Origin of the sequence: Streptomyces macrolidinus (assembly GCF_023887685.1) — a bacterium.
Classification (GTDB): domain Bacteria; phylum Actinomycetota; class Actinomycetes; order Streptomycetales; family Streptomycetaceae; genus Streptomyces; species Streptomyces macrolidinus.
On the sequence record NZ_JAMWMR010000033.1, the window covers coordinates 47,865 to 61,995 of the forward strand.

At 70.9% G+C, this 14,131-nt stretch carries 13 protein-coding genes; 7 read left to right on the forward strand and 6 right to left on the reverse strand.

Going from position 1 to position 14,131, the window contains the following annotated elements; genetic code table 11:
* Nucleotides 1–114 precede the first annotated feature (114 nt).
* Together NGF19_RS26635 and NGF19_RS26640 are read left to right on the forward strand one after the other, a co-directional pair.
* On the forward strand, nt 115–1,857 hold the full coding sequence (locus NGF19_RS26635) for a pyruvate dehydrogenase (protein ID WP_252428107.1): 1,743 nt from the start codon (nt 115–117) through the stop codon (nt 1,855–1,857).
* Between the two features lie 157 nt (nt 1,858–2,014).
* On the forward strand, nt 2,015–2,491 hold the full coding sequence (locus NGF19_RS26640; protein ID WP_252428108.1) for an ATP-binding protein: 477 nt from the start codon (nt 2,015–2,017) through the stop codon (nt 2,489–2,491).
* 153 nt (nt 2,492–2,644) lie between these two features.
* Here the strand turns inward: NGF19_RS26640 and NGF19_RS26645 are convergent, their stop codons facing one another.
* Entirely contained in the window at nt 2,645–3,688 is a 1,044-nt protein-coding gene (locus tag NGF19_RS26645) for a DUF2637 domain-containing protein (protein WP_252428109.1), read from the reverse strand.
* Nucleotides 3,689–4,072: 384 nt separating this feature from the next.
* Between NGF19_RS26645 and NGF19_RS26650 the strand changes: the two genes are divergently transcribed.
* On the forward strand, nt 4,073–4,864 hold the full coding sequence (locus NGF19_RS26650) for a GntR family transcriptional regulator (RefSeq protein WP_289738092.1): 792 nt from the start codon (nt 4,073–4,075) through the stop codon (nt 4,862–4,864).
* 34 nt (nt 4,865–4,898) lie between these two features.
* Here the strand turns inward: NGF19_RS26650 and NGF19_RS26655 are convergent, their stop codons facing one another.
* From NGF19_RS26655 to NGF19_RS26665, 3 genes are all read right to left on the reverse strand, one after another.
* Nucleotides 4,899–5,423, reverse strand: coding sequence for a DUF2231 domain-containing protein (locus NGF19_RS26655; RefSeq protein WP_252428110.1), 525 nt, complete (start codon nt 5,421–5,423; stop codon nt 4,899–4,901).
* 172 nt (nt 5,424–5,595) lie between these two features.
* A complete protein-coding gene (locus NGF19_RS26660) occupies nt 5,596–6,381 on the reverse strand; it encodes a hypothetical protein (RefSeq protein ID WP_252428111.1) in 786 nt (261 codons plus the stop codon).
* A 151-nt stretch (nt 6,382–6,532) separates the two neighbouring features.
* Nucleotides 6,533–8,281, reverse strand: a complete 1,749-nt coding sequence (locus NGF19_RS26665; RefSeq protein WP_252428112.1) for a PucR family transcriptional regulator — start codon at nt 8,279–8,281, stop codon at nt 6,533–6,535.
* Between the two features lie 315 nt (nt 8,282–8,596).
* Between NGF19_RS26665 and NGF19_RS26670 the strand changes: the two genes are divergently transcribed.
* Genes NGF19_RS26670 through pucD form a run of 3 tightly spaced genes read left to right on the forward strand, consistent with a single transcriptional unit; the run spans nt 8,597 to nt 12,440 of the window.
* Complete coding sequence (locus NGF19_RS26670; protein WP_252428113.1) at nt 8,597–9,487, forward strand: FAD binding domain-containing protein; 891 nt, start codon at nt 8,597–8,599, stop codon at nt 9,485–9,487.
* Nucleotides 9,487–10,011, forward strand: a complete 525-nt coding sequence (locus tag NGF19_RS26675) for a (2Fe-2S)-binding protein (protein WP_252428114.1) — start codon at nt 9,487–9,489, stop codon at nt 10,009–10,011. Before NGF19_RS26670 ends, NGF19_RS26675 begins: the two co-directional genes overlap by 1 nt.
* A 2-nt stretch (nt 10,012–10,013) precedes the next feature.
* The gene (gene pucD / locus NGF19_RS26680) at nt 10,014–12,440 is read left to right on the forward strand and encodes a xanthine dehydrogenase subunit D (RefSeq protein WP_252428115.1); all 2,427 of its coding nucleotides are present in this window, start codon (nt 10,014–10,016) and stop codon (nt 12,438–12,440) included.
* 97 nt (nt 12,441–12,537) lie between these two features.
* Here the strand turns inward: pucD and NGF19_RS26685 are convergent, their stop codons facing one another.
* The gene (locus NGF19_RS26685) at nt 12,538–12,774 is read right to left on the reverse strand and encodes a DUF397 domain-containing protein (protein WP_252428116.1); all 237 of its coding nucleotides are present in this window, start codon (nt 12,772–12,774) and stop codon (nt 12,538–12,540) included.
* A gap of 177 nt (nt 12,775–12,951) precedes the next feature.
* Between NGF19_RS26685 and NGF19_RS26690 the strand changes: the two genes are divergently transcribed.
* Nucleotides 12,952–13,581, forward strand: coding sequence for a DUF4232 domain-containing protein (locus NGF19_RS26690; protein ID WP_252428117.1), 630 nt, complete (start codon nt 12,952–12,954; stop codon nt 13,579–13,581).
* Between the two features lie 55 nt (nt 13,582–13,636).
* Here the strand turns inward: NGF19_RS26690 and NGF19_RS26695 are convergent, their stop codons facing one another.
* On the reverse strand, nt 13,637–14,014 hold the full coding sequence (locus tag NGF19_RS26695; RefSeq protein WP_252428118.1) for a nuclear transport factor 2 family protein: 378 nt from the start codon (nt 14,012–14,014) through the stop codon (nt 13,637–13,639).
* Nucleotides 14,015–14,131 lie beyond the last annotated feature (117 nt).

Here is a 14,131-nt window from a genome sequence, read left to right on the forward strand (position 1 = left end):
GCTGTGGATTGATGGAGCCAAGGCCTTGTCGCCGGGCTGCCGCCCGCCGGGCGGACGACGGCGGTCCCGGCGGTCCCGACGGCGGGATCTCGAACCGAAGGGGTGCATGGATCCATGGCCAAGCAGAACGTCGCCGATCAGTTCGTCGACATCCTCGTGCGCGCCGGAGTCAAACGCCTGTACGGGGTGGTCGGCGACAGTCTGAACCCGATCGTCGACGCCGTACGCCGCAACCCGGCCCTCGACTGGGTCCATGTGCGGCACGAGGAGACCGCGGCCTTCGCCGCGGGCGCCGAGGCACAGATCACCGGGAAGCTGACCGCGTGCGCGGGCTCCTGCGGCCCCGGCAACCTCCACCTCATCAACGGCCTGTACGACGCCCATCGCTCCATGGCCCCGGTGCTCGCCCTCGCCTCGCACATCCCCTCCAGCGAGATCGGCCTCGGCTACTTCCAGGAGACCCACCCGGACCAGTTGTTCCGCGAGTGCTCCCACTACAGCGAGCTGATCTCCAACCCCCTCCAGATGCCCCGGCTGCTGCAGACGGCGATCCAGAACGCGGTCGGGCGCAGCGGGGTGAGCGTCGTCTCGCTGCCCGGTGACATCGCCGACCAGCCCGCCCCCGACAGGCCCGCACAGACCGCGCTCGTCACCTCCCGGCCCACGGTCCGCCCCGGTGACGAGGAGATCGACCGGCTGGTCGACATGATCGACCGGGCCGAGAAGGTCACCCTCTTCTGCGGCAGCGGCACAGCGGGCGCGCACGCCGAGGTCATGGAGTTCGCCGGGAAGATCAACGCCCCGGTGGGGCACGCCCTGCGCGGCAAGGAATGGATCCAGTACGACAACCCGTACGACGTCGGCATGAGCGGACTGCTCGGCTACGGCGCCGCGTACGAGGCCACCCACGAGTGCGATCTGCTGATCCTGCTGGGCACCGACTTCCCGTACAACGCCTTCCTCCCCGACGATGTGACGATCGCTCAGATCGACGTACGCCCGGAGAACCTGGGCCGCCGCTCCAAGCTGGACCTCGCGGTGTGGGGCGATGTGCGCGAGACCCTGCGCTGCCTCGTCCCGCGGGTGAAGCCCAAGGAGAGCCGACGCTTCCTCGACAAGATGCTGAGGAAACACGCGGACGCCCTCGAAGGCGTGGTGAAGGCGTACACGCGCAAGGTCGAGAAGCACATCCCGATCCATCCCGAGTACGTGGCCGCGGTGTTGGACGAACTCGCGGAGGACGACGCGGTCTTCACCGTCGACACCGGTATGTGCAACGTGTGGGCCGCCCGCTATATCTCCCCCAACGGCCGTCGGCGCATCATCGGTTCGTTCTCCCACGGCTCGATGGCCAACGCGCTGCCGATGGCGATCGGCGCGCAGTTCACCGACCGGCGGCGGCAGGTCGTGTCGATGTCGGGCGACGGCGGATTCTCCATGCTGATGGGCGACTTCCTGACCCTCGTGCAGTACGACCTGCCGGTGAAGGTGGTGCTGTTCAACAACTCATCCCTGAGCATGGTCGAGTTGGAGATGATGGTCGCCGGACTGCCCTCCTACGGCACCGCCGTCAAGAACCCCGACTTCGCCGCGGTGGCCCGCGCGTGCGGCGCGTACGGCATCCGCGTCGAGAAGCCCAAGCAGCTCGCGGGCGCGCTGAAGGACGCCTTCCGGCATCAGGGCCCGGCCCTGGTCGACGTGGTCACCGACCCGCACGCCCTGTCCATCCCGCCCAAGATCAGCGCGGAGATGGTGACGGGCTTCGCGCTCTCCGCCTCCAAGATGGTGCTCGACGGCGGCGTGGGACGCATGGTGCAACTGGCCCGCTCCAACCTCCGCAACGTGCCCCGCCCGTAGCCCTGGCGCGCCCCTTCCGTGTGGGAGATGTCTCGGCCCCCTTATGTCTGGGCTTGCCCCTGCGGGGGCATGGATTCCGTGGACGTGTTCGAGCACAAGGGGTTTCCACAGCCACGTGCGGGGGGTCATGAACAGGCGAACACGAGGGGGTGGTCCCGTGGTCTTCGGGGCCAAATCGGCGAGGACGACGAAGGAGCCGACCGACAGCGTCGCCGTCCGGTCGGGCGACAGCACCGCCGTCCGGGCGGACGGCACCCAGCTCAGGCGCCGGCTGGGGCGCGCCGATCTGAAGGCGGTACCCGAAGCGCGCAGGGCGCTGCGGGAGTTGCTCAGGCAGTGGGGGAGGCCGGGCTGTTCCGAGACAGCCGAACTGCTCACCAGTGAACTGGTCACCAACGCGCTCATCCACACCGATCACGACGCGGTCCTGACCGCCACGGTCTCCGCGCACGGACTCCACGTGGAGGTACGGGACTTCGTGGCGCGCAAGCCGAGGCCGCAGGCGCCGAGTCCCGAGGAGGGGACCCACGGCAGGGGGCTGCTGCTGGTGGAGTCACTCGCCGACGCGTGGGGCGTACGGGCCCACGGCGTCGGGAAGTCGGTCTGGTTCGAACTCGACGCGGAAGCGGCCTGAACGACGGCTACGACGTCCTGAACGACGGCCTGTTCGGCCGCTACGACGGCCTGTTCGGCCGCTACGACGGCCTGTACGACGGGAAGCCGCCGAACGGCGGGAAGGGGGCGCGGCGTTGTGCCGCGCCCCCTTCCCCCTGGACGAGCGTCCCGTCTAGCCGAACTGCTGCTCCAGGTCCTTGAGCTTGCGCTCCAGGGAGTCGAGCCGGGGCAGCGCCATGGTGTCGTCCTCGGCCGTGAGGTCGACCGTGACGGCGTCAGCGGAGGACTTCGGGACCGGCTGGAGCGACGGACGCGTGGACGAGGTCAGTTCCGGCGCCGCTATGGCAGGCTCCGCAGGGACCGGCTCGTCCGCGCGCTCCACGGTCTGCACCTCGACCTTGCGCCCGCCGTTGCCCCCGCTCAGCGGGCGGTGACCGCGGCGGACCGCCTTGAGGTGCGCCCGCTCGAGCCGCTGCTGCTCGCGTCGACGCGTCTTGTCCTGCTCCTTCTGGCGCTGCTCGTCGCGGACCTCCTCGACGGCCTCGTCCAGGCTGCGCACGTTCTCCAGCAGCATCAGCGACCAGGCCTTGTACGTCTCACGGGGCGCCCGCAGCCAGCGCACGATACGGATCTGCGGCAGCGGCCTCGGCACCAGGCCCTGCTCGCGCAGCGCGGCGCGGCGGGTCTGCTTCAGCGCGCGGTCGAAGAGCACCGCCGCCGACAGCGACATGCCCGCGAAGAACTGCGGGGCGCCCGCGTGGTCGATGCCGCGCGGGGCGTGCACCCAGTTGAACCAGGCCGCGGCACCGGCGAACGTCCACACGAGGATCCGGGAGCCGAGCGCCGCGTCACCGTGGCTGGCCTCGCGCACCGCGAGCACGGAGCAGAACATGGCCGCGCCGTCCAGGCCGAAGGGGACCAGGTACTCCCAGCCGTCGCTGAGGCCGAGGTTCTGCTCGCCGAATCCGACCAGACCGTGGAAGGAGAGCGCCGCGGCGACGGCCGCACAGCAGAACAGCAGCGCGTAGGACGCGATGCCGTATATGGCTTCCTTGCGCCTGCGGCGCTCCTCGCTGCGCTCCCACGAGTCCTCGGTGACGTTCGAGCTCTCCTTGGACCGCTTGCCGCGCGCGATCACCGCCACCGCCACCAGCACACCCACGAGCAGTATGGCGCCCGGAAGCAGCCAGTTCAGCGATATGTCGGTCAGTGTCATCTAGGGTCCCTTGCCTGGGGATAGGGCGTAACGCCCGCCATAGTGGCCCAACCCCGCCTGCCCTCAGGGGGTTTCGGGGCAAGAGGCCGCCGGGGAAGCGCAAGGGGATGCCCGCAGCGGCGTTCTGCTCGAACTGCCGCTTGAGGGGCGGGAGTTGAGTGCGAACGAGACTACCCGTACGGCTGGTTCCACGTGAAATTCCTGCGGCGATCGCGAACGTTGTGGAACGCGCGTGTTCCGTATGGGGGCTCGTTCGTAAATGATCTTACGGGACGCGACGCACGACCGGTCCCCGGACAGGGCCTAAGGTGCTGGACGGGCGGTATAACACCCCATATGCGACCCTGAGCGCCGCCCGGCGCGACGAGAACCGGAGGAGGACCGTTGGAGCAGGCCCGTTCCCGCATCTCGGCGGACTCCGCCGAGACGGCGGCCCCGCAGGCCCCTCAGCAGGCCGTTCGGCAGGTCCGCGACCAGGGCGCCGCCACCCGAGGTGAACACACCCACAGCGAGCCGCCGGTCCCACAGCCGCGCCCGCTGGACGCACGCCCCGTCGTCCAGCGGGCCTCGGTGCGCCGACAGGTCCTCGACGCCCTGCGCACCGCGCTGCTCGCGGGGGAGTTGGAGCCCGGCGAGGTCTACTCGGCGCCCGCGCTCGGTACACGCTTCGGGGTGTCCGCGACCCCCGTACGCGAGGCGATGCAACAGCTCGCCCAGGAAGGCGCCGTCGAGGTCGTCCCCAACCGGGGCTTCCGCGTCGTCGTGCGCGACGCCCGCGAGCTGGCCGAACTCGCCGAGGTACGGGCGCTGATCGAGGTCCCGGTGATGCTGCGGCTCGCCCGCACGGTACCGGCCGAACTCTGGGCGGAACTGCGCCCGTTGGCCGAGGCGACCGTCCGGGCGGCGTCCTCCGGGTACCCGGCGACGTACGCCGAGTCCGACCGCGCCTTCCACCACGCCGTGCTCGCCCTCGCGGGCAACGAGCAGGTGACGCGGGTCGCGGAGGACCTGCACCGCCGCGCCCAGGGGCCGCTGGTCGGCGGTCAGCTCCCGCCCGGCCGCGCGGAGTTGCTCGCCGACGCGGCCCAGCACACCGCGCTCCTGGACGCGCTGGTCGCCCAGGACCTCACGGTGGCACAGTCGTTGGTGCGGGAGCACTTCGCGGGGGCGGTCTGAGGGCCGGTACCGCCCACCCCGCTGCTGCCGACCGTCACTCTCCGTCCGTGTCCCGGTGCTCCGTGGCCCGTTGCGAGAAGCCGTCGTGCCAGGCGGCCTTCGCGCCGGAGTCGCCGATGCGGTAGACGTCGACGACCGCACCGGCGGCCACCACGACGGACAGTACGACCGCCGCGACCCGGACGACCATGCCGCCCCGCGCCCCGGCCGCGGCCGACGGGCCCGCCTGCGGCGCGGACGCCCTGCCGGTGGTCCACCAGACCGCCGCCGCCAGCACGAACAGGCCCGCGACCCATGGCAGCAGCCCGTCACCCAGCTCCGCATGCCGACGCACCAGCGCGTCACTGTCCACGTGCTGCTCCAGCCACTCGCCCGCCTGGGTGGTCAGGGGCACGGCCACCAAGGAGGCGAAGGCGAGCACGGGCAGTATCAGGCCCAGTCGCCGCGCGGCCTTGGGCCAGACGGCGCCGACCACGAGCGCCAGCGCGCTGAGCGGGACCAGTACGACGACGGCATGAACGAACAGAACGTGCGCGGGCAAGCCGTTGACCAGGCTCATCGGATGCTCCTCCAAGAGGCGACCGGGGGCGGACGGCACGGTTCCGGCCCGTGTCGGCCCCATCGGCGCGCCAGCCTGACACAGATGTTTCTCAGTACTCTCTGAACTCTCCGAACCTCAAACGTGATGAATGACTCTCTGAACGTCGAACGGGACGAATGTGGGCGAAGTGCTATGAAGCGGCTGGTTCCGGTGGTGGCTCCGTCGCGGCCAGTTGGCGTGCCAGCCAGGTCGGTACGCCGCCGAGGAGCCGGAACAGCCGGCCCGCCTCGGCGCGCAGCCGGGACGCCTCAGGTTCGCTCTCGGTGTCCGCGAGCGACACCAGCGCCGGGGCCGTACCGACGAGATAGCCCAACTCCTCGCGGATTCGCAGCGATTCACCGAACCCGTGCCGTGCCTCCGCCCGGTCGCCGTCGCGGAGGGCGAGCCCGGCGAGATGGCGCCAGGTGAAGGAGAGCAGTAACGCGTCACCGTGCGCGGCGGCGTTCGTGTGGGCGCGCTGATAGGCGGCGCGGGCCGCCTGCGGGGAGCGGGCCAGGTTCTCGGCGAGCAGCCCGCGCCGGAAGTCCAGCAGCGCGCGGCCCGAGGAGCCGGGCGCCACCAGCGCGGCGGCCCGGCCGAGCGCGACCCGCGCCTCGTCCGCGCGGTCGCGCACCCCGTGCAGCGTGGCCGCGTACGCCAGTTGGCCGCGCTCACAGGCCGCGGCGCCCCGCTCCTCGTCGCTGTGAGCCTGCGCCTCGGCCGTGCGCAGCGCGTCCTCGGCCTCCTCCCACCCGCCCTCCGTGTACAGACACCGCTCGACGAGCAGCGAGGCCCGCTGGAGCGAGGCCTCAGCCGTCTGCGAGGTGAGGAGGGCAGCCGCGTCGGCCCAGCACGCGCGTGAGCGCAGCCGCCATACCGCGGTCTGGAGAGGATCGTCGGAGGTCGTTCCGGAACCAGACATGGCGGTATGCGCCACATTGCCCTCCCAGAGCACGCCATTGAGCTGTTGAGTGGTGGCGGCATTCCAGCACCAATCGCGGCGCGGGGCCAAGGGGGCGGGTGAAAGAATTCACAAAGTTCGGGGACTTCGGCGGCCCGCCGGTCGCCGGATCGGTGGCGGTACGGCCTCAACTCATGCGCAGGGCCAGGAAGAAGTCGAGCTTGTCCTCCAGACGCGAGAGGTCACGGCTCGTCAACTGCTCGATGCGCCCGACCCGGTAGCGCAGCGTGTTGACGTGCAGATGGAGCCGGGTCGCGCAGCGCGTCCAGGAGCCGTCGCAGTCGAGGAACGCCTCCAGGGTCGGGATCAGCTCCGCGCGGTGCCGACGGTCGTAGTCGCGCAGCGGGTCCAGCAGCCGGGCCGTGAAGGCGCGGCGTACGTCGTCCGGGACGAACGGCAGCAGCAGGACATGGGAGGCCAGCTCCTGATGCCCGGCCGCGCAGACCCGGCCGGGACGGGCGGCAGCGACCCGGCGGGCGTGCCGCGCCTCCTCCAGGGCGCCGCGCAGCCCCTCGGCCGAGTGCACCGCGGCGCTGACGCCCAGGGTGATCCGGCCGTCGCCGTCGAGCCCGGCGGACAGCGGGCCCCGTACGGCCTCCAGGAGAGTGTCGGCGTGGATGCCCGACTCCGGTCCGCCGTGGTCGGAGGGGACTGCGGGCAGGGGGACCAGGGCGATCGCCTCGTCACCCACGTGGGCCACAGCGATTCGGTCGGACTGCTCCGGGCCCGACGGCGGGTACTCCTGGCTCGACGGGTCCGTGGCGGGGCCGATCAGGATCTCCTCCAGGAGCGACTGGGCGACCGGTCCGCCCTCGATCGAGCCGCCGTCCCACTCGACCTGGGCGACGACCACCTGCCAGTGCGGCGCCGCCCCGAGTCCGGGCAGCAGCACGGGCGCGGCCACCCGCAGCCGGGCGGCGATCTCGGCGGGCGCGGCGCCCGTCTGTGTCAGCTCCAGGACCTCCTGGGCGAGACGGCGCCGCACGGTGCGCGCCGCGTCCCGCCGGTCCCGCTCCACCGCGATGAGCTGGGTGACGCCCTGGAGCAGGTCGAGCCGCTCGGCGGGCCAGTCCCCGGCGTCCGCCTCCACGGCGAGCAGCCAGTCGGACAGCACGGTCTCGCGCACGTCTCGTGCATCTCGTACGTCTCGTATGTCTCGCGCGTCCGGCGAAGCCTCGCCCGCGCTCGGGCCGCCGCCGGGGACCGGGCCGCCGCTGGAGATCGGGAAGAGCGAGTACGTCGTCGTGTCGACCGTCACCCGGTGCGGTCCGCGGCGGCCGGTGCGCACCGCGGCCAGATGCTCGGCGGCCAGCGCGGCGCGCACCTCCGCCGGGAGACCCGGTGTCGGGCCGGCGATCGGGCGGCCGACGGGGGAGAGCACCCAGGCACGCAGGTCCAGGTCCGAGCAGAGCAGATCCAGGACCACGTCCGGACCGCCGCCCGCCGGGCCCGAGGTCATCATCCTGCGGTGCCGGTCCACCACGGCCGCGAGGTCCCCGGCCCGCTCGCCGGAGACCTGGCGTACGACATGCTCGGTGATCGTGGCGAACGCCACCGACTCGTCCACGGCGAACACCGGAAGACCGCGCCGGGCGCAGGCGTCGACCAGGTCCTCGGGGACGCCGCCGAACTCGGCCGTGCCCGCGGCGAGCGCGGTGACGCCCGCGCCGACGAGGGCGCGGACGAACGCGTCGGAGTCGGCGGCGCCGTGCCACCAGGCCAGGCCCGAGAGCACCAGTTCACCGCCGGAGAGGTAACGGCTGGGGTCCTTGAGGTCCGTGGTCATCACACCGCGCACGGTGCGGTCCAGCTCGTTCTCACCGCCGAGCAGGCGCAGCCCCAGCGCATCGGTGTTCAGCAGTGCGCGCAGCCGCATGTCTCGTCGCCGCCGTTCTTGGTCTTCTGCGGGTGTGGTCTTGCGGAAGCGGGGCCTTCGATTCCCGCCGGTTGTGGGGGTGTCCGGAGGGGTGTGGGAGGCGCCGGCGGCTTCCGTTCATATGAATCTACAAGATGGGCACCCTGGCCAGCCAACTCCTTCATGGTTTCCGTGACTGACTGCGCTGGAACACACAGCGGTGTACTGACACGACTCACCGTGAACAGACTCACGCGTGAACAGCGGAACGGCACGCGTGAACAAGCAGAGAACGGTACGTGTGAACAGCCGAACGGAAGGACAAGAGGGCCGGTCATGGACTTCCTTCGCCCCGCCAGTTGGGAGGAGGCGCTCGCCGCGAAGGCCGAGCACCCCACCGCTGTTCCGATCGCGGGCGGCACCGACGTGATGGTCGAGATCAACTTCGACCACCGGCGGCCCGAGTACCTGATGGACCTGGGCCGGATCGCCGACCTGCGCGAGTGGGAGGTCGGCGCGGAGAGTGTGCGGCTCGGGGCGTCGGTCCCGTACACCCGGATCATGGAGAACCTGCGCACCGAGCTGCCGGGGCTGGCCCTCGCCTCGCACACGGTCGCCTCCCCGCAGATCCGTAACCGCGGCGGCGTCGGCGGCAACCTCGGCACCGCCTCCCCGGCCGGTGACGCCCACCCCGCCCTCCTCGCGGCCGGCGCCGAGGTCGAGGCAGAGTCGGTACGCGGCTCCCGGCTCATCCCGATCGACGCGTTCTACACCGGGGTGAAGCGCAACGCGCTCGCGCCCGACGAACTGATCCGGGCGGTGCACATCAAGAAGGCCGACGGGCCGCAGCAGTTCGCGAAGGTCGGCACCCGCAACGCCATGGTGATCGCGGTGTGCGCCTTCGGCCTCGCACTGCACCCGAAGACCCGCACGGTCCGCACCGGCATCGGCTCGGCCGCGCCCACCCCGATCCGCGCGGCGGTGGCCGAGGAGTTCCTGAACGCGGCGCTGGAGGAAGGCGGACTCTGGGACAGCGGGGCGGCCATCTCCCCTTCGGTCGCCCGGGAGTTCGCCGATCTGTGCTCCGGTGCCTGCAACCCGATCGACGACGTCCGGGGCACGGCGAGCTACCGCCGTCGCGCGATCGGCGTCCTGGCCCGCCGCACGCTGAGCTGGACTTGGGAGTCGTACCGAGGAACGTCGCGTGGCGTTGAGGGAGTTGCGTAATGCGTGTCCACTTCACGGTCAACGGGCGTCCGCAGCGGGCCGATGACGTGTGGGAGGGCGAGTCCCTGCTGTACGTCCTGCGCGAGCGGCTCGGCCTTCCGGGCTCGAAGAACGCCTGCGAGCAAGGCGAATGCGGCTCGTGCACGGTCCGGCTCGACGGCGTACCGGTGTGCTCCTGTCTGGTCGCCGCCGGGCAGGTGGAGGGCCGCGAGGTCGTCACTGTCGAGGGGCTCGCGGACCACGCCAGGCAGCGGTCCGACGCCGTGAGTACGGACTCCCGCCGGAGCGAGGACGGTGAACTCGCCCCGATCCAGCGGGCGTTCATCGACGCGGGCGCCGTCCAGTGCGGCTTCTGCACGCCCGGCCTGCTCGTCGCCGCCGACGAGATGCTGGAGCGCAACCCGAACCCCACCGACGCGGACATCCGCGAGGCGCTGTCGGGCAACCTGTGTCGCTGCACCGGTTACGAGAAGATCATGGACGCGGTCCGCCTCGCGGTGGCCCGGCAGGCCGAGGGGGTCTGACCATGCCGAACGGCACTCCCACCCGGATCACCCAGGGCACCCGGATCACCCGGGGCGCCATCGCCAAGGGCGGCATCGGAGAGTCCACGCTCCGGCCGGACGGCGCGCTCAAGGTCACCGGCGAGTTCGCGTACGCGTCCGACATGTGGCACGAGGACATGCTCTGGGGCCACATCCTGCGCTCCACCGTCGCGCACGCCGAGATCGTGTCGATCGACACCGGCGAGGCCCTCGCCCTGCCCGGTGTGTACGCGGTCATGACGTACGACGACCTGCCGACCGAGGTGACCCACTACGGCCTGGAGATCCAGGACACCCCGGTCCTCGCCCACGGCCGGGTGCGCCACCACGGCGAACCGGTCGCGATGGTCGCCGCCGACCACCCGGAGACCGCGCGCCGCGCCGCCGCCAGGATCAAGGTGGAGTACCGCGACCTCCCGGTGCTCACGGACGAGGCGTCCGCACTCGCCCCCGACGCGCCCTGCATCCACGACAACCGCACCGACGACCACGCGCCCCACGTCCCGCACCCCAACATCGTTCACCGCCAGCCGGTCCGCCGCGGCGACGTGCGCGAGGCCCGCCGCCGGGCCGACGTGATCGTCACGGGCGAGTACGTCTTCGGCATGCAGGACCAGGCCTTCCTCGGCCCCGAGTCCGGGCTCGCGGTACCGGCCGAGGACGGCGGCGTCGACCTGTACATCGCCACCCAGTGGCTGCACTCCGACCTCCGCCAGATCGCCCCCGTGCTCGGCCTGCCCGAGGACAAGGTGCGAATGACCCTGGCGGGCGTCGGCGGGGCCTTCGGTGGCCGTGAGGACCTGTCGATGCAGATCCACGCCTGTCTGCTCGCCCTGCGCACCGGGAAGCCCGTCAAGATCGTCTACAACCGGTTCGAGTCCTTCTTCGGCCATGTCCACCGCCACCCGGCGAAGCTGCGCTACGAGCACGGCGCCACGAAGGACGGCAGGCTCACCCACGTCACGGCCCGCATCGTCCTCGACGGCGGCGCGTACGCGTCCTCCTCCCCTGCTGTGGTCGGCAACGCGGCCTCGCTCGGGGTGGGCCCGTACGACGTCGAGGACGTCGACATCGAGGTCCTCGCCCTCTACACCAACAACCCGCCCTGCGGGGCCATGCGCGGCTTCGGCGCGGTCCAGGCGTGCTTCGCCTACGAGGCCCAGATGGACAAGCTCGCGAAGCAACTCGGCCTGGATCCGGTGGAGTTCCGCAGGCGCAACGCGATGTCGCAGGGCTCGCTCATGCCGACCGGCCAGGTGGTCGACTCCCCGGCCCCGGTCGCCGAACTCCTGCGCCGCCTCAAGGCGTTGCCGATGCCGCCCGAGCGTCAGTGGGAGAGTTCCGAGGGCACGGACGTACGGCAGTTGCCCGGCGGTCTGTCCAACACCACGCACGGCGAAGGTGTCGTCCGGGGCGTGGGCTACGCGGTCGGCATCAAGAACGTCGGCTTCTCCGAGGGCTTCGACGACTACTCCACCGCCCGGGTCCGTATGGAGGTCGTCGCGGGCGAGCCCGTCGCCACCGTGCACACGGCCATGGCGGAGGTCGGCCAGGGCGGTGTCACCGTCCACGCGCAGATCGCCCGCACCGAACTGGGCGTCGCCCAGGTGACGATCCAACCGGCCGACACCCGGGTGGGGTCGGCGGGTTCGACCTCCGCGTCCCGTCAGACGTACGTCACCGGAGGCGCCGTGAAGCATGCCTGCGAGCTGGTACGAGAGCAGGTTCTGGAGCGGGGCCGTCGCACGTTCGGCGCGTCCCACCCCGCTTGGTCCACAGCCGAGTTGCTGCTGGAGGACGGCAGGGTCGTCACCGACGGCGGTGAGGTGCTGGCCGACCTGGTGGACGTCCTCGGGGACGAGGCGGTCGAGGTCGAGCGCGAGTGGCGGCACCGGCCGACCGAGCCCTTCGACCGGCACACGGGCCAGGGCAACGGCCATGTGCAGTACAGCTTCGCCGCACATCGCGCGGTGGTCGAGGTCGACACCGAGCTGGGCCTGGTCAAGGTGGTGGAACTGGCCTGCGCGCAGGACGTGGGCAAGGCGCTCAACCCGCTGTCCGTGCACGGCCAGATCCAGGGCGGCACGACGCAGGGCCTGGGCATCGCGCTCATGGAGGAGATCGTGGTCGACCCGCGAACGGCACGGGTGAAGAACCCGTCCTTCACGGACTACTTGATCCCCACCATCCTCGACACCCCGACCATCCCCGTGGACGTACTCGAACTCGCCGACGAACACGCCCCGTACGGCCTGCGCGGCGTGGGCGAGGCACCGACGCTCTCCTCGACCCCCGCCGTACTGGCGGCGATTCGCGATGCGACGGGCCTGGAACTGAACAGGACGCCAGTACGCCCAGAGCACCTGACGGAGAGTCAGGACTGCTGGCTGCCGGACATCGCGGGGTAGCTGAACCACTGGTTCGAACCGACGACGGGACGTTGCTCCCGGCGGGGCCGACCACTTCGGCGGCCCGGCCGGAAGCCTTGGTCCGAGCGGCGAAGCCCTAGCCGAATTCGCCGTCCCGGACACCGTCCCGGAACGCCGCCCACTCCTCCGCGGTGAACCGCAGAGCGGGCAGGTCCGTACGCCGGGAGTCACGCACCGCGACGGCTCCGTCACCAAGGTCCGCGACCTCTACGCAGTAAGGGCAAGGACATCCTGGCCTGTTGCTCTTGCTGCTCTTGACCCAGAGTGCGTCCGCCAGGTCACGCGCGTACAGTTCGTCCTTCTTCGCGCTCATCGAACTGTCTCTTCGCCGTTCAGTAGAGCGTCCCCCCGACTACCTTCACCCCGGCTTTCAGGGCATGCAAATCGCGCCGAACCGGGACGCCGGGTCGAGGACCCCGCCGTGACGCTCTCATCGGCTCGCTCGTTAGCGGTGCACGTTCGTGCACCGATTCCCTTGGGGGACCGTCTGATGCGTACCGCCCTTCGCGAGAACCTGGCTCTCGGCGCCGTTGCCGCGCTCGCTCTGGCGCTGAGCGCCTGCAACGGCGGTGAGAGCACCAACTCCGCGTCCGCCCCCGCCGATTCCGGTCCCGGTACCGGTACTGAAGACAGCAAGGCGGCCAAGGGGCAGCAGAGCGAGGGGATGAGGCCTTCGCGCGGCGCGAAGAAGTCCCCGGAGTGCAAGGCCACTTCGCTCGGCTACGCCCTCAAGCGCGAGTTCGCCGGGCAGCAGGGCGACCATCTCCTGATCACGGCGGTCAACAAGTCCGGTACCGCCTGCACCGTGCGGAAGTTCCCGATCGTCACCCCGGACAAGGCGGGCGGCAACGTGCCGCTGGACAGGAAGCAGGACGATCAGCCCACGCAGCCCGTACTGGTTCCGGCCGGTGGCACGGTCTACTCGGCGATCCTCATCTACGACCCCAAGGCCGGGGACGGCCGCTTCTCGTCCGTCCGGCTGTCCCTCGCCATGAACAACGTCGAGGACTCGCGCGCGTTCGTCACTCTGAAGACGCCCGGCGAGGTGAAGTACGCGACCAAGGAGCGCGACAGCCTCACGGTGCTCTCCTGGAACTCCGGGAAGCCGTACGACTTCTGACGCTGCCCCGCACGTTCGACGTCGGTCAGGAGAAGGGCAGCGACAGAAGGACGACTCAGGAGGCGACCGGCTCGATCTCCCCCGCGAAGACGATGACCTGGTCGATGAGGCTCCGTCGCAGATGGACGACGTCCGTTCCCGCCAGGCGGGGGCCTCCGTCAGGCGTGGTGAAGACCCACTGGTACCGGGCCCATTCGTCAGGCATGTCCACCGCTGAGCAGCGCACCATCGTGCCGGTCCCCGCCGGGTGGCGTCGGATGTCCAGCACGAACCGCTCGACCGCCCCGATCCCTTCGCTGCGACCCAACGGCCCCCAGAAGACCACGTCTGACGTCAGGGCCTGGGAGAGCAGGGCAGTCACGTAGCTGTCGTCCGAGGCGTTGAACGCGGAGATGAACGTGTCGATCGCGGAGCGTGCGGTCTCTTCCTCCATGCCCCAGTAATACCAGAGGTCTTGCGTGCGCTCGTCCCACGAGTCGCCTCCCGGTCACGGTGAACCTTCCCGGCCACATCACGTGCCGCGCGCCGTCGACAGACGTACGGTGCACCT